Here is a 19,253-nt window from a genome sequence, read left to right as displayed (position 1 = left end):
GTTATTTAAGAGTAATTTTGAGAATATAGATAGTAAGAGGTGGTTAATGTGAGAAAGCCTTTTACTATTTTGTTATATTTGTTAGTGATATTTTTTCTTATATATTGGCCTTACTATATGAATCTTTATGAAAAAGAACAAATACAAGAAAAAAATCAGGTAGAAGAGGAGTTTAGAGGAATAATTACATTTTGGGATTTCCCTCATCCTTCAATTAAAGACCCAGGAGGATTTGAATTTATAAAAAAGAAAATAGAATTATTTCAGTACAAATACCCGGGTGTGGTAATAGATTTTGAGCCTCTTTCATACAAAGACGGATATGAAAAACTGATTAACTCTTCTAAAGATGGCTCTTTGCCAGATATTTTACCTGTTGGGGCAGACTTTTATTTTATTTCAAAGGATTATTTAAGTCCTATCAATAAATATGTAGATGAAGAGTTTAAGAAGCAATACAAGGAAGGCGTTATTGACGCTATAAGTTATAAAGGCAATATTTATGGAATGCCTTTAGGAATATATACTAATGTTCTTTTTTTAAATGTTGATATGTTTGCCGAAAAAGAAATTCAATTGCCTGAAAATGGGGAATGGAATTACGAAGAATTTGTTGATAGTATGACAAAACTCACTTACACTGAAGGAAAAAAGGATAAAAAATATTTTTATGGATTAGGTCTTTCTCTCGCGCCTGATAGCTATAATTTATGGGGATTTTTACTTTTAGATGGTGCGAGGGCTTTTGACAAAGAAAGGTATTCTTTTTTTGGCCCTCAAGCAGTTTCAGGGGTGCAAAAAGTTTTGGATTTATTCAATAAATATAAGGTGGTAAATCCTGTTTCACTTGAGGGAGACAGAGAAAAATTATGGCAAGACTTTATTACTACTAAAAACACTGCTGTTTTAGTAGAAGAAAGCTATAAAATAACACAGCTTAAAAATTTACAGTCAAAAGGAAAGCTGTTTGAGTTTGATGTAGCTATGTACCCTGAAGGTGAAAGTGGCATACCACTGACATTATCACCTAAAATATATGCCTATGGCATAAAGAAGGAAAAAGATGAAAAAAAGCTTGAGATGGAGTATAAATTTATAAAGTTTATTACAGAAGACCAACAAAAGGTGATTGAATTAGGTTATGTACCAGTTAAAAAAGACAAAATTATTGAAGACGATAAAATGAAAAGAATTGAATTAGCTATTAATTATACAAATATCATCCCACAATTTGGCGGATGGAGAAAAATAAACAACACAGTGATGGCAAAAATAAAAGAAGGAATAAAAAATAGCAAAAATGCCTTTGATATAATAGAGGAAATAAAAAATAGTGTAAGTCAGTTGGTGCAGTACAAATAACGGGTATTGTTATTTTTTACTTTTTTACTGTGTCATAATATCTAAGAGTATTTCCTAATATTTCCTGGGCTATTGGTGCGGCTACTTCTCCTCCCATATGACCATTTTGCGTTGGATTTTTAACAAGAACTAATACGGCAATTTTTGGGTTTTCAACTGGTGCAAATCCAGCAAATGATGCTACGTATTTTCCTGGAGCATAATTTTCCGTTGTACCTGTTTTTCCACCTACTGTATATCCAGGTACTTGTGCCGCTTGGCCGGTACCCTCTGTTACTGTTTTTTCAAGTATATACTTCATTGTATCGGAAGTTTTTTTAGAGATAACTTGTCTAACTATTTGAGGCTTATATTCTTTAATTATTTTATCGCCGTTTTCGATATATTTTATAATATGTGGAGCCATGAGGTTTCCACCGTTTATCACGGCAGAAAAAGCTGTAATCATTTGGATTGGAGTTACAGCGATTCCTTGGCCAAAGGACATAGTAGCAAGGTCTACAGGATATATCTTTGATTTTGGCAAAATCATTCCACTGGCTTCTCCAGGAAGCTCAATTCCTGTTGGAGTACCGAAACCAAAAGCTTGTATGTATTTATAAAAGGCATCGACACCTAATCGTTCTACTACCTGCATAAAAACTGTGTCACTAGATTTTTCTATAGCTTCTTCGAAGTTTATCTTACCTAATTTTGTCCAGCTATTAATTCTATGCCCTGATACAATATAATAACCGGGGTCATCAAATTGTTCATCAGGTGTTACTACCGCTGATTCTAAAGCAGCAGAAGCAGTAATTACTTTAAAGACGGAACCAGGCTCATAAATGCTAGAGACTGCCGGGTTTGACCAATAGTCTTGTGAGGATATTTTTTGAGGGTTATTAGGATCAAAATCAGGTATATTTGCCATTGCTAGGATTTCACCTGTTTTGGGATTCATGACTATTGCTGTTATACCATTTTCTGGTTTATATTTCTCATAAGCATTTTTTATAGCTTTTTCTGTATAACTTTGTATTACAGAATCAATTGTAAGGACAATATTATCACCATTTGTAGGTTTGTAAAGCTTGCTTGGGACTCCTACTTTTCTACCTTCTGCATCTACAAGAGAGATTTCACGACCAGGGATACCACTTAAATATTTATCTAAAGAATATTCAAGGCCATACAAGCCATTGCCATCAATTCCTGTGAATCCTAATACTTGTGATAGCATTTTACCGTTGGGATAGTTTCTCATAAAAGTATCTTCTATATATATCCCTGGTATGTTAAGACTTTTTATTTTGTTTATATTTTCTAAAGGAATGGACCTACCAAGTACAGCCCATTCAGAGTCTTTATTTGAAAGAATTTTATAAAGAGAGTCTTTGTCCATATTTAAGTATTTATAGAGTTCTTCTGAAACTTTTTGTGGGTTTTTTATAAATTTAGGGGCAGCAAACACATCTCCTGCTGGAACATTACAGGCTAGAATATTCCCATTTACATCATAAATATTGCCCCGTTGAGGCTTTAATATGATATCAGCAGTACTTTGTCTTTCGACTGCCATGGCAAGTTTTTCAGAGTTTATACTCTGTATCCATATAAGTCTCCCAATTAAAGCGAAGGTCATGATAAAGAAAAAGATAAGGACAATGAAAGTCCTTCTTTTCAAAGATTTTGTCACTTTTTTCTAACTCCTTTTTATTAAAGAATTAGGATAATAACTGATATAATTATACCATAAATTTTTTGAGATTGAGAATAAGCTAATTTGACTCACTGGCAAATTTATGGTACAATTTAATAAACAACTTAATCGTTATCGCTGAACCCGAAAAGGGGCGGGGGACCCACACTTTTGGGGCGAATCTCTTCCTACGGGAAGAGTAGGGTTACTCCTTCGACCCGAGCCCGTCAGCTAACCTCGCAAGCGTGGGAAGGAGAAATATCCAGGACCGCTGGATATTTCAGCGGCCTTTTTATATCCCCGTCCTTACCATAATTTTACATTTAAAGGGGGTATATTTTATTATGAAAAAAACTGCTATCCTTTTGGCACTTCTTTTATCGCTTTTGCTCGCTTTAGGGGGATGTACATCTTCTAAGAAAGTAACTTCAGAAAAAGATGGAGGAACCATTGTAATAGCTTTAAATAAAGATAGCATTGTAACATTGGATCCTGCTGATTACAGAGATAGAGAAACCGAAACAGTTTTAAGAAACATATTTGATGGATTAGTTACAAGGACATATGATGGAAAAGTAGTTCCAGAGATAGCAGAGTCCTGGGAGATAATATCACCTACTGAGTGGGAATTTAAAATAAGAAAAGGTGTAACTTTTCAAAATGGAGACCCTCTTACAGCAGACGATGTGGTATTTACATTTAATAGAATAATAAAAGAGGGGGGACTTGAAGGGAAAACTTCTCCAAGAAAAGGCTTAATGGGACCTGTGGAAGATGTTAAAAAGGTCGATGACTATACGGTTAGATTTATACTAAAAGAGCCTTTTCCAGTTTTACTCCAAGCATTAGTTCATCAGCAAATAATACCTAAAAAGTATTATGAAGAAGTGGGATACGAGGAATTTTTAAAACATCCTATAGGAGCAGGACCTTTTAAATATGTATCTGGAAAATTGGATGAGCAGATAGTTTTAGAAAGGTATGATGGATATTACGGCGGTTCTCCAGACATTCCCCCTGTTGGGCCACCAAGCTTAAAAAAAGTTATATTTAGGATGATACCAGAACCTTCTACTGCGATAGCTGCTTTAGAAAAAGGAGAAGTAAATATAGTCCAATACATACCGTCAGATATGATTGATAAATTAAAAAATAATAAAAATGTACAAGTAAAAGAAAATGAAGGAACAAGGGTATATATTCTTGAGATAAATAATAAAATGCCACCTTTTGATAATCCAAAAGTTAGGCAGGCTTTAAATTACGCAATAGATATGGATTCTATTGTAAAAGAAATCTATAGAGGTTATGGTGTAAGGCTGGCAGGTCCAATGCTACCATATGCCTTTGCTGCAAATACAGATTTAAAACCCTATGAGTACAATCCTGACAAGGCAAAAGAGCTTTTAAAAGAGGCTGGAGTTTCTGATTTGAAAGTTGTCATAGATACACAGCCTTTTAGGGAAGGGGAGGCTTTAGCTATAGCGAATATGCTTGAAAAAGTAGGTATAAAATCATCTGTCAGGACATGGGAATGGGGAGTTTTGCAGTCTGAAATACAAAAAGGTACCAGGCAGCTATACCTTACTGACTGGGGAAATGCATATCTTGACCCATTTGATTTCTTAAATCCAAAGCTCAAGACAGGTGAAAGAGGTAATTTTTCTTTTTACAGCAATAAAGAGGTTGATAAGCTCTTAGATGAAGCTGCAAAAGAAACCGACAATGCTAAAAGAAAAGAGCTTTATTACAAGGCTCAGGAGATAATATATGACGATGCTCCATGGGTATTTGGATATTCTCTGAAGACTGTAGAAGCAGCGACTAAAAATGTAGAAAATTGGCAACCAAGTATGGATGGCAGAGAAAATATGCACAGAGTAAAACTTTCTAATGAATAAAAAGGGGTAATACCCCTTTTTATTCTAAAATATAAGGGGGAATTTTTATGAGGGAAGTGAAGGTTTTAAAAAGAATATTATACACGATTCCGATTATGCTGGCTATAGCTATAACAGTGTTTATTTTTATGAGATTTACTCCAGGAGACCCCGTTGATATAATGATGGGAAAAGAGAGTATGGTATCACAGCAGGATATAGAACTATTAAAAGAGGAGTTTAACCTTGACAAGCCTATATATACTCAGCTTTACATTTTTCTTATAGATTTTTTAAAAGGAGATCTAGGAAAATCTATAACTAAAAATGTCCCAGTAATAAACCTTATTAAACAGACCCTACCTGCTACAATTGAGCTTGCATTGGCAGCATTGGTTCTTGGTGTGTTAATAGGTATTTCTATAGGAATTATATCTGCTGTCAAACAAAATTCCTGGGTTGATAGAACTATGATGGCAGTATCTTTTACGGGTATTTCAATGCCATCTTTCTGGTTAGGTTTAATACTTATTTTAATTTTTTCTGCCAACTTAAATTTGTTACCAAGTCAAGGTAGAATAAATTTTTTAATTTCCATTCCTAAAGTAACTGGTTTTTATACGATTGATTCACTTCTTGCTGGAAATTGGGAAGCTTTTGTAAGTAGTATAAGGCACCTTTTTTTACCAGCCCTTACTTTATCGGCACCTTTAGCGGCTGTTTTGGCAAGGGTTATGAGGTCTAGCATGTTGGAGGTTTTAAGAAATGATTATGTAGTCTTTGCAAGGGCCAAGGGTGTTCCTGAAAAACTGGTGATACTTAAACATGCTGTTAGAAATGCCTTAATTCCAACAGTTACAGTATTAGGTATGGAGGTGGGTGCACTTTTGGGAGGCAATATGATAGTTGAAAATGTATTTGGATGGCCGGGGATAGGTAGACTTGTGGTTAAAGCGATATTTGACAGAGATTATCCTTTGGTCCAGGGAGTAGTGATGTTTTATGCTTTCACATTTGTTATGGCAAATCTTTTAGTAGATATACTCTATACTTATCTAGATCCCAAGATTGAGCTGTAGGAGGTGTTTTTATGACTATAAAAAATGGGATAGTACCTACAGACTATTATAACCTATTGTACAAAAAACCAAATTTAATTACTAATATTTTAAGTATTCTTGGAAAGTTTAAAAAGCATCCAACAGCTTTTGTAGGAATGCTTATAATTATAGCATATATCTTAATGGCTATATTTGCACCTTTTATTTCACCATACAATATTAAATACTCAGACCTTTCAGAAAGACTAATGCCACCTGTATGGAATGGAGGGACATGGTCACATCCTTTAGGTACTGATCAAATAGGGAGAGACTTGCTCACTCAGATCATATATGGTTCTAGAATATCAATAATGATAGGTTTTTTGACTGTTTTAATTTCAGCATTGATTGGAACAATTTTAGGAGCAATTGCAGGATATTATAAAGGAACTATCGACACAATACTTTCACGTTTCGCTGATTTTTTGCTTTCTTTTCCTTTCTTAATATTTGCAGTTGGAGTAATGGCAGTTTTAGGGCCCGGATTCTGGAATTTGATTTTGGCTTTGACATTTAAAAGCTGGGTGGAATTTTTCAGGCTGGTAAGAGGTGAAGTCTTGGAGGAGAAGAATAAAGAATATGTAGAAGCTGCTCAGGCCTTAGGAAGAAGCAGCAGTGCTATAATCATATCAGAAATCCTGCCAAATATATTCCAATCTATATTTGTTCTTTCAACACTTAGAATAGGATACATGATAATAATGGAAGCATCATTAAGTTATTTAGGGTTAGGGGTACCGCCAGATATTCCTACATGGGGCTCTTTAATAAACTCTGGAAGAAACTACATATTTGACGCTTATTGGATATCTACTTTACCAGGTATAGCTTTAGTAATACTGGTACTTAGTATTAACCTTTTTGGAGAAGGATTAAGAGATATATTGGACCCAAGGCTTAAAGTGGAAGGAAGTGAGTAAATGCTTGAGATTAAAAATTTGAAAGTGACTTTTGAGACAGACAGGGGAATAGTTAAAGCGGTAAATGGAATTGACATTACACTTAAAAGAGGAGAAATATTAGGTTTAGTAGGAGAATCAGGTTCAGGAAAAAGCATGACTTTGCTTTCTATTTTAGGGATTGTCCCTTATCCGGGCAAAATTGTAGAAGGGGAAATTCTTTTTGAAGGAGAGGACCTTCTTAAAAAATCGGCTCAAGAGATGAGGGAAATAAGAGGAAAGGACATAGCCATGATATTTCAAGACCCAATGACCACATTAAATCCGGTGTTTCCTGTAGGAGAACAGATAAGGGAATCCTTGAGGGTTCACAATATAATAAAGCTTGAAAAAAGCAGATTTTTTGGTTCTAGAAGGGAAAGAGAAAGAAGAAAAAAAGAATATGAAAAAGTGGTAGAACTTATGGAAAAAGTCGGAATATCGTATCCTAAAAGAAGATACTTTTCATATCCACATCAATTTAGCGGTGGAATGCAGCAAAGAGCCATAATTGCTATTGCTCTTTCATGTAATCCTAAGATACTTTTAGCAGATGAACCTACAACTGCACTTGATGTAACAATTCAGGCGCAAATCTTGGATTTATTAAGACAAATTAATGAAAAAAACGGTACTTCTATAATTTTTGTAACTCATGACTTAGCAATAGCAGCAGAATTTTGTGATGAAATAGCAGTTATGTACGCTGGGCAAATAGTAGAAAAAGGACCTGTAGACAAAGTAATAGAAGAGCCAAAACATCCTTATACAAAAGGGCTCTTAAAGTCTATACCTAAAATAACCCGAAAAAAAGAAAAACTTTACGCTATACCGGGAAATGTCCCAGATTTGGCTTCTCTTTCACCTAAAGGCTGTCCTTTTTATGAGCGGTGTGAAGAAGCAGTGGAAGAATGCAAAGAAGCTGAACTTCCTTTAATTGAGGTTTCAGATGGAGAATTTGTGAGGTGTATAAAGTACCTCTAAAAGATGGGGTGTTAGATATGAAAAATGGCACTTTTATTCAAATAAAAAATCTCAAGAAATATTTCATAGAAGAGCCAGACTTGTTAATGAAGCTTGTAGCTAAGAAAAAGAAAAGGGTTGTGAAAGCTGTTGATGATATAAGCCTTGACATAAACAAGGGGGAGACTCTGGGGCTGGTTGGAGAAAGTGGCTGCGGGAAAACTACACTAGGGCGTACAATTGTAAGGCTTTATGAACCTACAGAGGGAAAGATAATATTTGAAGGGGAAGACATAACAGAGGCAAGAGGAGAAAAGTTAAAAGAATACAGGAAGAAAGCTCAGATAATTTTTCAAAACCCTTATTCTTCTTTAAATCCCAGGAAGACAGTAAGGCAGATTTTGTCAGTACCTTTGATTGCCTCTGGCATAAAAGATCTTCATGAAAGAGAAGAAAAAATCAAATATCTTTTAGATCGAGTTGGACTGAATTTTAGGCAGATGGACTCATATCCCCATGAGTTTTCAGGTGGGCAGAGGCAGAGGATAGGAATAGCGCGAGCTTTGGCAATGAATCCTGAATTTATAGTTGCTGACGAGCCAGTTTCAGCCCTTGATGTGTCAATACAGGCGCAAATTATAAACCTTCTAGAGGAACTGAAAGAAGAATTAAACCTGACGTATCTTTTTATAGCTCATGATTTGAGTGTTGTATATCATGTAAGCGATAGAGTTGCGGTGATGTATCTAGGAAAAATTGTAGAAATGGGAAAAACTGAGGATATTTTCTTCAACCCCCTTCACCCCTATACAAAAGCTTTGCTTTCTGCCATTCCCTCTATTGATAAATCAAAAAGAAGGGGAAGAATAATATTAGAAGGTACTGTACCATCTCCTGCGAATCCGCCAAAAGGCTGTAGATTTAGTACCAGATGCTTTATGAAAAAAGGGAAAATATGCGAAGAGGTAGAACCAGAACTAAAAGAAGTTGAAAATGGACATTTTATAGCTTGTCATCTGTATTAATGGATTTGATACTTGTATTTTCTCCAAAGAAATAGTATAATAATATTGAAAATTGGAAAAAAGCATATTTAAGGGTGATGAAGCTCACCTTATTGCCGTGAAGGCTAATGGCTTCTACGTACTTTCGTGGAAGCCATTTTTGTTTATTTGACAAAAAAGAGAGGATGGGAATCTGCATGAAGTTAGAATTTATTCCATTGTATGAGGTTTTTGAAAAATATAAGGGAGGTTGTCCAATATGTAAGATTATAAAAGACGAAGAAAAAGCCTATTGTGAGCATTTGTTTGAAGATGAGGTTTTAAAAGACCCTGAAATGTATGTCAAAATAAGAGAGACAAGTTTTTGCCATTATCATTTGGAATTATTGAATAACTCATATGATAAATTAGGTTTGGCAATTGCATTAAAAGCAAATATCAGTTATAAATTGCAGCAAATTGCAGACAAACGTAAATCTTTAAAGAAAAAAAGAGGGAAAGAAACAAAAAACAAATGCCTTGTTTGTGATTATTTAAGTGAAAGGGATAAATACCAGATGCATATATTGATAGATATCTTACATGCTGATAAAGATTTTGTTGAAAGGCACATTGAAGGCTTGTCTAGATTATGTTTCCACCACTTAAATATGCTTATGGAAAGTGCAAAGGATGTTACACCACAAATTGAGAAAATATTTAAAATAAATGAAGCTGCAATTGAAAAAAATATTACTGACCTCGAATGGTTTATAACAAAATTTGATTATAGATTTCATGATGAACCATGGTATGACTCCAAGGATTCGATTGAAAGAGCATTGAAATTATTGAGAGGTGGCTATTATGATTAGGATTTCTTTTGAAATTACTGATGAAAGCTTTGAAGAAATCAAAGAGTTAGTTGCAGACTTTGAAAAAGATGGTTTTACAGAAGAAGACGCATATAGAGCTATTTTTGAAATGGGGATTAAAGCATATCAAATAGAAAGGGATAATCCTAATGAAGATGATTTAAGAAGACAGCTGATTTCTATGGCGTCTAAATACTCTGCAATGAAATTTAAAAATTTCCAGTTGATGCGTGACAACCAAACACTTGAAATAAGATTAAAAGGTTATGAATCTGAAAATAGATATCTTAAAAAAACTTTAGGTATAAGGGTTGATGAATGATGAGATATATATGTCCTGTGTGTTTTAAAATAGCTGAAATTGGAGAAGAAAAGTGCTCAAATTGCGGATATGATTTTAAAAATATATCAGATGATGATTACAGTGAAAAACTTATAAAAGCCATAAATCATCCGGATTATAATGTCGCTTATATGGCAGCAAAAATAATTGGAGAACTTAAAATAAAAAAAGCAGAAAAAGTATTGATAGAACATTTACGCAATAATGGGGGTAAAAAGGACCCATATATTGAACAGATTATTGTTTGGGCTCTTGGAGAGATTGGTGGAGAAGAGTCTCACAGTTTTCTTTTAGAAAACAAAGATAAATTCTCAGTTTTAACAAAAAATATCATTAAAAATTCTTTGGAGAAGATTAAAACAAAAGTGGTAAATAAGGAGATGTAAATTGTGAAACAAAATCATAGTACCATACCTAAAATTTTTTACAAGAATAAAATCCACTTCTCATATGATTATATTTACAAATAAAGAATTAATAATATTACAAGAAGAAAATGCAAAGTCTATAAAAGATGTAAAATATGGTGGTATATGGATTTATATTCCTATACATAAGATTTTAAATGCGTACATTGATGAGGAAGAAACTGGGTTTTTAAATTTATCTATTAATGTATCTGGCTCTAATGTTTTTAAGTCACGATTTGAATCTTCCCAAAAGGAGAAGGTAGAAGGATTGATTGAACAAATTAATAAAATAGCAAGATACAATCTATTATAATATTAATAAGTTTCAAAAATGTCAACCGCATTATAAACGGTTGACATTTTATCAAAAAATTTATGTCAAACGGTTGACACATAAAAATTAATCAAGTATAATAAGAGTAATCAAAAAATTTAAAGAAAGGGGATTGTCATGAAGAGAAAAATTTTATCCATTATGTTGACGTTTGCATTGGTTTTTTCGCTCATGGCAGGCTGTGGTACAAAAAGCAGCAATAATGGAGAAAGTAATAGTACTGCCACGGCAACAAAGAGTGTAAAAATTACTTTGCTAAATTCTAAAGGGGAAATTCAGGCTCAATTAGAAGATGCAGCTAAAGCTTTTACAAAAGAAAATCCGAATATTACTGTAGAAGTCATTCCTGCAGCAGCCGGTCAGTCACCTTTTGAAAAGGTTACATCCATGTATGCATCTGGTAATGCACCAACAATGGCAATGTTAGATCCAGGTGATATAGCAAAATTCAAAGATAAATTCTTAGATTTAAGCAGTGAAAAATGGGTTTCAGATGCAATAGATGGTGCTTTAAATGCAGCTACAGTGGATGGAAAGGTTATAGCGTTCCCATTTGCTGTTGAAGGATATGGACTTATTTACAACAAGGCTGTATTGGACAAGGCTTATGGTGGAAACTTTGATCCGAGTTCTATAAAGACGAGAGATGCTTTAGAAGAAGCATTTAAAAAAGTAGAAGCAACAGGTGCTAAAGCACTAGAAATTTCTCCAATGGATTGGTCTTTAGGCGCCCATTTCCTTTCAATAACGTATGCGGATCAATCTAAAGATCCTGCTCAAGTAGCTCAATTTTTATCAGACTTAAAAGCGGGAAAAGTTGATTTAGCAAATAATAAAGTGTTTAATGGCTTAATGGATACTTTTGACATGATGAAAAAGCATAACATAGATAAAAATGATCCATTATCTCCGACTTATGATAGAGGACCAGAGCTTATTGGTAAAGGTGAAGTTGGATTTTGGTTTATGGGAAATTGGGCATGGCCACAGATAAAAGAATTTGATACTGCAAATGGACAATACGGCTTTATACCTGTACCAATCAGCAATAGCCAAGATGACTATGGTAATTCAGGTATACCTGTAGGTGTAACAAAATTTATCGGCATAGATAAAACACAAAATAGTGCTGAGCAGCAAGGTGCAGCTAAGAAATTTTTAGATTGGTTGGTATACAGCTCTACAGGTCAAGATATGCTTGTGAACAAACTTAACATTATACCTGCATTTAAAAATATAACTTTACAACCGCAAGATCCCCTTGCTAAATCTATTCTGCAGTATGTTAAGAGTGGTAATACTTTAGAGTTTATGACTACATTGCCGCCTGACCACTGGTCAAAGTTAGGAGCTTCAATGCAAAAGTATTTGGCAGGAAAAATTGACAGAAAAGGCTTGATTAATGAAATAGAAAATTATTGGAAAAATGTTCAATAATACGTAAGATTTGATTGAATAACGGATAGAATGTTATTGCCTATCCGTTATTCAATATAAAAGTGAAGGAGGATATGGGTGTGGAACAAGAAAAAACTTTGTTGGCTAAACTCAAAACGTACTTGATATTTGCAGGACCTACTACCTTTGCTTTTCTCACAGTAATAATATTACCGTTTTTATATGGAATATATTTAACTTTTACTGATTGGAATGGTATTTCTGCTACACATGCTTTTGTAGGTTTTTCAAATTATTTACAAGTATTTAAAGATAAAATATTTTGGACATCTTTTTTATTGACATTAAAATATGTATTTTTCACAGTAATATTAATTAATATCATAGCTTTTTTCTTGGCTTATATGTTAACGAGTGGCGCAAAAGGCCAAAATTTCTTTAGAGCAGGTTTTTTTACTCCCAATTTGATAGGCGGAATATTGTTAGGCTTTATATGGCAATTTATTTTTTCAAACATTTTAGTATATTTAGGAAAATCGTATAATATACCAATTTTGTCAGGCTCTTGGTTGTCAGATCCTGACAAAGCTTTTTGGGCTTTGGTGATTGTTACAGTCTGGCAGTATACTGGTTATATGATGGTGATATATATTTCAGGTTTTATGAATATACCGAGAGATTTGTTAGAAGCAGCAAGTATAGACGGAGCAAATACTTATCAAAGATTAAAAAACGTGATACTTCCATTAATGGTGCCTTCTTTTACTATAAGTGTTTTTTTGACTTTACAAAGAGGGTTTATGGTTTACGATATAAACTTGGCTTTGACAAATGGAGGACCATATAAAAGCACCGAACTCATATCACTTCACATATATAACACTGCTTTTTTAAGTCAGCAGTATGGTATTGGTCAAGCAGAGGCGTTTTTTCTCTTTTTTGTGGTAGCGGCTGTCACGTTGCTTCAGGTGTATTTTAGCAAAAAGCTGGAGGTGGAAAATTGATGGAAAAGAAAAATCGCCTACTTGGTGGAATAAAATTTTTTGCTTTAAGTATTTTTTTGGTACTTTATATATTTCCATTTTTTATAGTTTTAATTAATTCCTTTAAAGAGAGAAAGGAAATCCTAGAAAACCCACTCAAGCTTCCGTCGGTGCTGAATTTAAGCAATTATATTGATGCTTTTACAAAAATGAATTATCTACATGCTTTTTTGAATTCTTTGATTATAACTGCTTTTAGTGTATTTTTGATTACATTGCTGTCATCAATGACTGCTTATATTTTTGTAAGAAAAAAGTGGAAATTTAATCAGTTTATGTTCTTTTTTATGGTGGCATCTATGATTATTCCTTTCCAAGGGATAATGATACCCCTTGTAAAAATATATGGTTCTATCGGCATGATGAATAGCAAATGGGCATTGATTTATATGTATGTAGGTTTTGGTGCATCTTTGGCCGTATTTATGTATCACGGTTTTATAAAGAGTATACCATTGGAATTAGAAGAGGCTGCTACTATTGATGGGTGCAGCCAGCTTCAGACTTTCTTTAAAATTGTTTTTCCGCTTTTGAAGCCAGTAACAACAACAATAGCTATATTGGATATTTTGTGGATATGGAATGACTTTCTATTGCCATATTTAGTACTCATGGCGCCAGAGCAGAGAACTTTACCGCTTTCTGTTTTCTATTTTTATGGAACTTACACGATTGAATATGGGCCTGCTATGGCAGCTCTTATGTTAGCTACAATTCCTGTAATAATTGCATATTTACTAATGCAAAAGCAGATTATAGAAGGCGTTTTAAAGGGTTCAATAAAATAAAGGTCTGGAGGTAGTAGAATTGGAACTTAAAAATATAAATGATGCAAATAAGTATATTCAAGCAAATAAGAGTAGATTAAATTTACAGTATAGATTGAAATACCATCTAATGGGTGAATATGGTTGGATTAATGACCCTAATGGATTTATATATTACAAAGGTAATTACCATTTGTTTTATCAGCACAACCCTTATGAAGCAGTTTGGGGTCCAATGCATTGGGGGCATGCGATTAGTAAGGATTTGGTTAAATGGTCTTATCTTCCAATAGCGTTAGTGCCGGGAGATGATTTTGACAAAGATGGGTGTTTTTCAGGTAGTGCCATTGAAAAAGACGATATGTTATGTTTACTGTATACTGGACACATATATACAGGACCTGATAAGAGTAAAGATTATAAGCAGGTGCAAAATTTGGCTTACTCGAAAGATGGCATTAATTTCATAAAATACAGTAAAAATCCTGTAATTGGGGAAAAACAAATTCCAGAAGAAGCAAGTAAAAAGGATTTTAGAGATCCTAAAGTTTTTAAAAACGGACAATATTATTACATGATGTTGGGTTCAAATGATGGAAATGAACACGGGCAGGTATTATTGTATAAATCAACAAATTTAAAAGATTGGGATTTTGTAAATATACTTGCGAGAGGGAATGAAAACACAGGTTACAATTGGGAATGTCCCGATTTATTTGAATTACAAGGTAAGTATGTACTAATGGTATCTGCAGAACATATAAAGACTAGAGGGAATGATTTTAATAGTACTCACTCATCTATATATTTTATTGGAGATTTAGACATAAACAAAGGGATATTTAAGTTTGATATTGATGATTATCAACAGATTGACAATGGATTTGACTTTTATGCTCCACAAACTACTAGTGATAAATTGGGAAGAAGGCTTATAGTTGCATGGATGGATATGTGGGGGGAAGTTATGCCAACACAAGAAAGAGGCCATAATTGGGCTGGAGCCATGATATTACCAAGGGAAATTTTAATGGTTAATGGTAAATTATATTTTAGGCCGATTAAAGAAATAGAAAACTACAGAAAAAATCATTATAAGCTTATAAACTTAAAGATAGATGGAGAAAAAAACTTAGACACATATGGTGACTGTTATGAACTTGAAGTTGAGTTTGAGGGGGGTAAAGCAGAGGAATTTGGTTTAAAAATAAGAAAAGGAGACAATGAAGAAACTATTTTATCATATAAAAGAGATGAATCATTATTTATATTTGACCGCAATAAATCAGGTATAGGGCCTAAAGGAGAAAGGAAAATAAATGTAGCTTTAAAAAATAATAAACTTAAACTCAGAGTATTTGTAGATGTAAGTTCGGTTGAGATATTTATTAATGATGGGGAAAAAGTAATGAGTGGAAGGATATATCCTAGCAAAAATTCGGTAAATATATCTGTATATTCCAAAGGGGAATGCAAAATTAATTATTTAAATAAATGGGATATTGTTGTAGATTAAATTTATTGATAAATTTAAAGTTAGCGTTACCACAGTGTAAAATAAAATCTGTGTGGGGTGATTATAATGTATGATGTTATAGCTTTAGGTGAGTTGCTGATTGATTTTACTCCTGCAGGGTTTTCTGATAATGGAAATACACTATTTGAAATGAATCCTGGGGGAGCACCTGCAAATGTGTTAACTGCTGTTACAAAATTAGGAGGAAAAGGTGCTTTTATAGGTAAAGTAGGTGATGACCAATTTGGATATTTTTTAAAAAAAGTGCTTGAAAATAATCAAATTAATACTGACGGTTTAAAATTTGCTACAAAAGCAAATACAACTCTTGCTTTTGTACATCTTGATGACAAAGGAGACAGAAGCTTTACTTTTTATCGAAATCCGGGAGCTGACACAATGTTGGAAGAAGAGGATATTGAACTGGATTTAATAGAAAAAGGAAAAATATTTCATTTTGGGTCTTTATCTATGACAGATGAACCCTCAAAAAGTGCCACATTAAAAGCTATTGAATATGCAAAACAAAATAAAAAAATTATTTCATATGACCCAAATTGGAGACCACCTTTATGGGAAAATGAAACTGTTGCGAAAAAAGAAATGGTTTTGGGATTACAATATGCAGATATAGTGAAATTATCTGAAGACGAACTACAATTTCTAACTGGAGAATCAAACTTGGAATATGGCAGTAAAACATTATTTGATATGGGGATAAAACTAGTTTTAGTAACTTTAGGAGCAAAAGGTTGCTATTATAGACATACATCGGGCACAGGACATATACCTGCATATCGTGTAAATGTGGTAGATACAACAGGAGCTGGAGATGCTTTTTTAGGAGCAGTTCTTTATAATATATCAAAAATGGATTATTCCCTAGAGAAATTGGAAGCTCAAGAACTCGAAAAAATTATTGACTTTGCTAATGCTACCGGTGCACTATGCACAACTAAAAGAGGAGCAATTCCGGCAATGCCAACATTAGAAGAAGTAAAATATTTACTAGTACATGGTGTAAAATCGTTGTAAAATATGCCATTAGTCCATATAAAAATTTTGTAGGCTAAATTAAACGAAAGAAAAGCGATTTTAATACACATACTGTCTCAAAGAAAACTTTCATTGTAATGACGATAAAGGTATAATAGAAGAGGAGATAAAAAGTAGTAATAGAAGGTGATAGACATGCCAACTATAAAAGACGTAGCGAAAAAAGCAGGAGTTACTGTTACGACTGTATCAAGGGTCTTAAATAACAGAGGTTATATAAGCGAGGTAACGAGAAAAAAAGTCTATGAGGCGATGAAAGAATTAAATTACCAGCCTAACGAATTAGCAAGGTCCTTATACAGAAAAAAATCCTATTTAATAGGTTTATTAATTCCCAATGTATCACATCCTTTTTTTGCAGAATTGACCGGTTATATAGAATATTATGCTTATCAAGAAGGTTATAAGATTTTACTGTGTAATTCTGGGCAAGATAGTAGCAAAGAAAAAGGATATATAGATATGCTGAAAAGACATCAAGTTGATGGTATAATTATTGGCAGTCATACCTTAGAAGCAGAGCAATATTTAAATGTGAAACTTCCTATAGTGGCAATTGATAGATATTATTCCAATATACCTTATGTAGCTTCAGACAATTATAAAGGTGGAATTTTGGCTACAAAACTTTTGATACAAAAGGGATGTAAAAAAATCGCTCACATAAGCGGACCATTGATTTTGAATACACCGGCTAATAACCGTTATAAAGCGTTTAAAGAGGTAGCAACACAAGAGAATGTTGAGTATTTTGTTGTAGAAACAAAGTTAAATAGATTTGAAATAGAAGAATATAAAAAAATAGTAAGAGGCCTTTTTAAAGAACATCCAGACATTGATGGTATATTTGCCAGCAGTGACTTAATCGCTGCTTCTGTAATAAGTGTGGCTAAAGAGTTAAATAAAAAAATACCTCAGGATTTGAAAATTGTAGGTTATGATGATATAAATGTTGCTAATTTGGTAGTTCCCTCTTTAACAACCGTAAGACAACCAATTAAAGAAATAGCAAGAAAAGCTATTGAACTTTTGTTACGCCAAATAGATGGTGAAAAGGTGGAAAAAGAAAATATTTTGCCTGTAACTTTGATAGAGAGGGAGACTACGTAATTTTGACCTCTCTTGACTTTTTTATTCAATTAAATGTATAATTCTATGTGATGGCCTAAATATTGGCTTAAATGGAATATACCCTATTTATAAATTTCTGATTTTGCCAACAAGCAAAGGCTTCCATACTAATGTGGAGGCCTATATTTATTATTCAGTACAAGCACAAGACAAACTATAAAATCATATATAAAAATGAGTATATAAAATTTTATGAAAAGAGTGATCGATATGAAAGAAGAAAAAGAAGGATTAAATGCTTATTTGCTTGTAATTGTACTTTCGTTGATTCTCTATTTCGGTTTGGGTTATGCAAGACCTGAAGAGCCAGCAATAATAATTTTTCCACTGCCAATAAGATGACATAAAAGTTATAGGGGGAGAAAATACATGTTTTCATCGGATAATTTAGAATCCCAATTGAAAGATTTGCTATTAAAGCTAGGATTAAGGGAAAATAGCGAAGATAATGGCCAAAAAGAAAATAAGGAGGAGGATAAAGATGAAGAAGGTGGAGAACATCCTGATGTAGATGGAGGGAATGGTGATAAAGGGAATGGGGAAAATGGTGAAAAAGATAATACAGGTGGAAAAGGAGGAGATGAAAAAAAGAAGGGAGTCTTAACTCCTTCACAGATAATGGTTATTTTAGGCATACTTAGTGGAGCTTTGGAACCTATCTCAATAATTGTGGATAGAAATCAAAATGTGCAAATTGTTTTATCAGGTACATTGGTAGAAAAAATAGAATCAAAAGAGGATACGCAACCCAAAGAAGGGGATTTTTTAGACAACGTAATAAAAGCTTTGTTTTAAAAAGTGTAGTTCAAATATCATTTTTTAGCGCTTATTACTATGAAGGAGCCTTTGCCAAAGCCATATCTTACAGGTTCTTTTTCTTTTATTTCATCAAGTTTTTTAAAAATGGTCTGTGAGAAATTGAAATTTTTAAATCCTGCTTTGTAAAGCAATTCAACTATTTCACTTGTAGAGTAAAACATTGCTTCTTTGTAAAATAGACTTTTTTCTTTATTTGCTTGATATATTTTGCCAATTGTGCTCTCTCTATCTACAAAGCCTATTAAAATCGTACCGCTATTTTTAAGTACTCTAAAACATTCTTTGAAGGATTTTAGCACATCGTCTACAAAACATACAGTCGTCACCATTAAAACAAGGTCAAAAGAATTGTCTTCAAACGGAAGATTTTCTGCTACTCCATCTACCACATTAAGACCCCGTTCTAAAGCAATTTTTCTCATTTGATAAGAAGGTTCTATTCCGCTTTTTATACCTAGAGGTACTGCAAACTTTCCAGTTCCGATTCCTACTTCCAACCCTTTTTCAAATTTCGGCATAAGCAATTTTACAGCATCTAATTCCGATTGATAGGCGTATTCATTTTTTTCAAACCATTCTTCATATCTGTCAAAATGTTTTTCAAAAGCAGATATTTTAGGCATAATTTCTCATCCCTTCTGAAACTTTTTT

General features: G+C 33.4%; 20 protein-coding genes and 2 riboswitches. Of the genes, 18 read left to right on the top strand and 2 right to left on the bottom strand.

What is annotated here, in order from left to right; translation table 11 throughout:
* Window positions 1-48 precede the first annotated feature (48 nt).
* Entirely contained in the window at window positions 49-1,362 is a 1,314-nt protein-coding gene (locus tag BUB32_RS10310; RefSeq protein WP_072969310.1) for an ABC transporter substrate-binding protein, read from the top strand.
* A 16-nt stretch (window positions 1,363-1,378) separates the two neighbouring features.
* Here BUB32_RS10310 and BUB32_RS10305 read toward each other — a convergent pair whose 3' ends face one another.
* The gene (locus BUB32_RS10305) at window positions 1,379-2,986 is read right to left on the bottom strand and encodes a peptidoglycan D,D-transpeptidase FtsI family protein (RefSeq protein ID WP_072969320.1); all 1,608 of its coding nucleotides are present in this window, start codon (window positions 2,984-2,986) and stop codon (window positions 1,379-1,381) included.
* A 183-nt stretch (window positions 2,987-3,169) separates the two neighbouring features.
* Window positions 3,170-3,304: riboswitch (cyclic di-AMP (ydaO/yuaA leader) on the top strand.
* 83 nt (window positions 3,305-3,387) lie between these two features.
* On the opposite strand from BUB32_RS10305, the gene BUB32_RS10300 reads away from it, so the two are divergent.
* The 17 genes from BUB32_RS10300 (at window position 3,388) to BUB32_RS10225 (ending at window position 18,578) form a co-directional block, all read left to right on the top strand.
* Entirely contained in the window at window positions 3,388-4,944 is a 1,557-nt protein-coding gene (locus BUB32_RS10300) for an ABC transporter substrate-binding protein (RefSeq protein WP_072969309.1), read from the top strand.
* Between the two features lie 47 nt (window positions 4,945-4,991).
* Entirely contained in the window at window positions 4,992-6,002 is a 1,011-nt protein-coding gene (locus BUB32_RS10295) for an ABC transporter permease (RefSeq protein WP_072969308.1), read from the top strand.
* A gap of 11 nt (window positions 6,003-6,013) precedes the next feature.
* A complete protein-coding gene (locus BUB32_RS10290) occupies window positions 6,014-6,946 on the top strand; it encodes an ABC transporter permease (protein ID WP_072969307.1) in 933 nt (310 codons plus the stop codon).
* Complete coding sequence (locus BUB32_RS10285) at window positions 6,947-7,948, top strand: ABC transporter ATP-binding protein (protein ID WP_072969306.1); 1,002 nt, start codon at window positions 6,947-6,949, stop codon at window positions 7,946-7,948. It abuts the gene before it with no gap.
* Between the two features lie 17 nt (window positions 7,949-7,965).
* Window positions 7,966-8,952: an ABC transporter ATP-binding protein gene (locus BUB32_RS10280; RefSeq protein ID WP_072969319.1), complete on the top strand. Its 987-nt coding sequence runs from the start codon at window positions 7,966-7,968 to the stop codon at window positions 8,950-8,952.
* A gap of 64 nt (window positions 8,953-9,016) precedes the next feature.
* A riboswitch (Fluoride riboswitch) is annotated at window positions 9,017-9,076 on the top strand.
* 52 nt (window positions 9,077-9,128) lie between these two features.
* Window positions 9,129-9,785 carry a DUF6062 family protein gene (locus BUB32_RS10275; protein WP_072969305.1) on the top strand — a complete coding sequence of 219 codons (657 nt, stop codon included), beginning with the start codon at window positions 9,129-9,131 and terminating at the stop codon, window positions 9,783-9,785.
* Window positions 9,778-10,107: a hypothetical protein gene (locus BUB32_RS10270; protein WP_003870821.1), complete on the top strand. Its 330-nt coding sequence runs from the start codon at window positions 9,778-9,780 to the stop codon at window positions 10,105-10,107. Before BUB32_RS10275 ends, BUB32_RS10270 begins: the two co-directional genes overlap by 8 nt.
* Window positions 10,104-10,514, top strand: coding sequence for a HEAT repeat domain-containing protein (locus tag BUB32_RS10265; protein WP_072969304.1), 411 nt, complete (start codon window positions 10,104-10,106; stop codon window positions 10,512-10,514). The genes BUB32_RS10270 and BUB32_RS10265 overlap by 4 nt, the downstream gene beginning before the upstream one ends.
* 64 nt (window positions 10,515-10,578) lie before the next feature.
* Entirely contained in the window at window positions 10,579-10,851 is a 273-nt protein-coding gene (locus tag BUB32_RS10260; RefSeq protein WP_234949272.1) for a hypothetical protein, read from the top strand.
* Between the two features lie 138 nt (window positions 10,852-10,989).
* Entirely contained in the window at window positions 10,990-12,309 is a 1,320-nt protein-coding gene (locus BUB32_RS10255; protein WP_072969303.1) for an ABC transporter substrate-binding protein, read from the top strand.
* Window positions 12,310-12,389: 80 nt separating this feature from the next.
* A complete protein-coding gene (locus BUB32_RS10250) occupies window positions 12,390-13,274 on the top strand; it encodes a carbohydrate ABC transporter permease (protein WP_072969302.1) in 885 nt (294 codons plus the stop codon).
* Window positions 13,274-14,101 (top strand): carbohydrate ABC transporter permease, encoded by an 828-nt coding sequence (locus tag BUB32_RS10245; protein WP_072969301.1) that lies wholly within the window; start codon window positions 13,274-13,276, stop codon window positions 14,099-14,101. Before BUB32_RS10250 ends, BUB32_RS10245 begins: the two co-directional genes overlap by 1 nt.
* A gap of 19 nt (window positions 14,102-14,120) precedes the next feature.
* Complete coding sequence (locus BUB32_RS10240) at window positions 14,121-15,596, top strand: glycoside hydrolase family 32 protein (protein ID WP_072969300.1); 1,476 nt, start codon at window positions 14,121-14,123, stop codon at window positions 15,594-15,596.
* Window positions 15,597-15,662: 66 nt separating this feature from the next.
* Window positions 15,663-16,631 (top strand): carbohydrate kinase family protein, encoded by a 969-nt coding sequence (locus BUB32_RS10235; RefSeq protein WP_072969299.1) that lies wholly within the window; start codon window positions 15,663-15,665, stop codon window positions 16,629-16,631.
* A gap of 156 nt (window positions 16,632-16,787) precedes the next feature.
* On the top strand, window positions 16,788-17,762 hold the full coding sequence (locus tag BUB32_RS10230) for a LacI family DNA-binding transcriptional regulator (protein WP_072969298.1): 975 nt from the start codon (window positions 16,788-16,790) through the stop codon (window positions 17,760-17,762).
* A 213-nt stretch (window positions 17,763-17,975) separates the two neighbouring features.
* Entirely contained in the window at window positions 17,976-18,125 is a 150-nt protein-coding gene (locus BUB32_RS12855; RefSeq protein ID WP_159428541.1) for a hypothetical protein, read from the top strand.
* Between the two features lie 27 nt (window positions 18,126-18,152).
* Window positions 18,153-18,578 (top strand): hypothetical protein, encoded by a 426-nt coding sequence (locus BUB32_RS10225; RefSeq protein ID WP_072969297.1) that lies wholly within the window; start codon window positions 18,153-18,155, stop codon window positions 18,576-18,578.
* A gap of 17 nt (window positions 18,579-18,595) precedes the next feature.
* Here BUB32_RS10225 and BUB32_RS10220 read toward each other — a convergent pair whose 3' ends face one another.
* On the bottom strand, window positions 18,596-19,225 hold the full coding sequence (locus BUB32_RS10220; protein WP_072969296.1) for a class I SAM-dependent methyltransferase: 630 nt from the start codon (window positions 19,223-19,225) through the stop codon (window positions 18,596-18,598).
* Between the last annotated feature and the right edge of the window lie 28 nt (window positions 19,226-19,253).

This window comes from Thermoanaerobacter uzonensis DSM 18761 (assembly GCF_900129115.1).
GTDB classification, from domain to species: Bacteria; Bacillota; Thermoanaerobacteria; order Thermoanaerobacterales; family Thermoanaerobacteraceae; genus Thermoanaerobacter; species Thermoanaerobacter uzonensis.
Note: the sequence above shows the minus strand (reverse complement) of the source record. Positions and strands in the feature narration are given on the sequence as shown.

Excerpts from the sequence above, each read along its gene's own strand:
- BUB32_RS10260 (WP_234949272.1), top strand. The coding sequence starts at position 10,579 with ATGATTATATTTACAAATAAAGAATTAATAATATTACAAGAAGAAAAT.
- BUB32_RS10255 (WP_072969303.1), top strand. The coding sequence starts at position 10,990 with ATGAAGAGAAAAATTTTATCCATTATGTTGACGTTTGCATTGGTTTTT.
- BUB32_RS10265 (WP_072969304.1), top strand. The coding sequence starts at position 10,104 with ATGATGAGATATATATGTCCTGTGTGTTTTAAAATAGCTGAAATTGGA.
- BUB32_RS10305 (WP_072969320.1), bottom strand. The coding sequence starts at position 2,986 with ATGACCTTCGCTTTAATTGGGAGACTTATATGGATACAGAGTATAAAC.
- BUB32_RS10285 (WP_072969306.1), top strand. The coding sequence starts at position 6,947 with ATGCTTGAGATTAAAAATTTGAAAGTGACTTTTGAGACAGACAGGGGA.
- BUB32_RS10245 (WP_072969301.1), top strand. The coding sequence starts at position 13,274 with ATGGAAAAGAAAAATCGCCTACTTGGTGGAATAAAATTTTTTGCTTTA.
- BUB32_RS10230 (WP_072969298.1), top strand. The coding sequence starts at position 16,788 with ATGCCAACTATAAAAGACGTAGCGAAAAAAGCAGGAGTTACTGTTACG.
- BUB32_RS10295 (WP_072969308.1), top strand. The coding sequence starts at position 4,992 with ATGAGGGAAGTGAAGGTTTTAAAAAGAATATTATACACGATTCCGATT.
- BUB32_RS10275 (WP_072969305.1), top strand. The coding sequence starts at position 9,129 with ATGAAGTTAGAATTTATTCCATTGTATGAGGTTTTTGAAAAATATAAG.
- BUB32_RS10280 (WP_072969319.1), top strand. The coding sequence starts at position 7,966 with ATGAAAAATGGCACTTTTATTCAAATAAAAAATCTCAAGAAATATTTC.
- BUB32_RS10225 (WP_072969297.1), top strand. The coding sequence starts at position 18,153 with ATGTTTTCATCGGATAATTTAGAATCCCAATTGAAAGATTTGCTATTA.
- BUB32_RS10235 (WP_072969299.1), top strand. The coding sequence starts at position 15,663 with ATGTATGATGTTATAGCTTTAGGTGAGTTGCTGATTGATTTTACTCCT.
- BUB32_RS12855 (WP_159428541.1), top strand. The coding sequence starts at position 17,976 with ATGAAAAGAGTGATCGATATGAAAGAAGAAAAAGAAGGATTAAATGCT.
- BUB32_RS10290 (WP_072969307.1), top strand. The coding sequence starts at position 6,014 with ATGACTATAAAAAATGGGATAGTACCTACAGACTATTATAACCTATTG.
- BUB32_RS10270 (WP_003870821.1), top strand. The coding sequence starts at position 9,778 with ATGATTAGGATTTCTTTTGAAATTACTGATGAAAGCTTTGAAGAAATC.
- BUB32_RS10300 (WP_072969309.1), top strand. The coding sequence starts at position 3,388 with ATGAAAAAAACTGCTATCCTTTTGGCACTTCTTTTATCGCTTTTGCTC.
- BUB32_RS10220 (WP_072969296.1), bottom strand. The coding sequence starts at position 19,225 with ATGCCTAAAATATCTGCTTTTGAAAAACATTTTGACAGATATGAAGAA.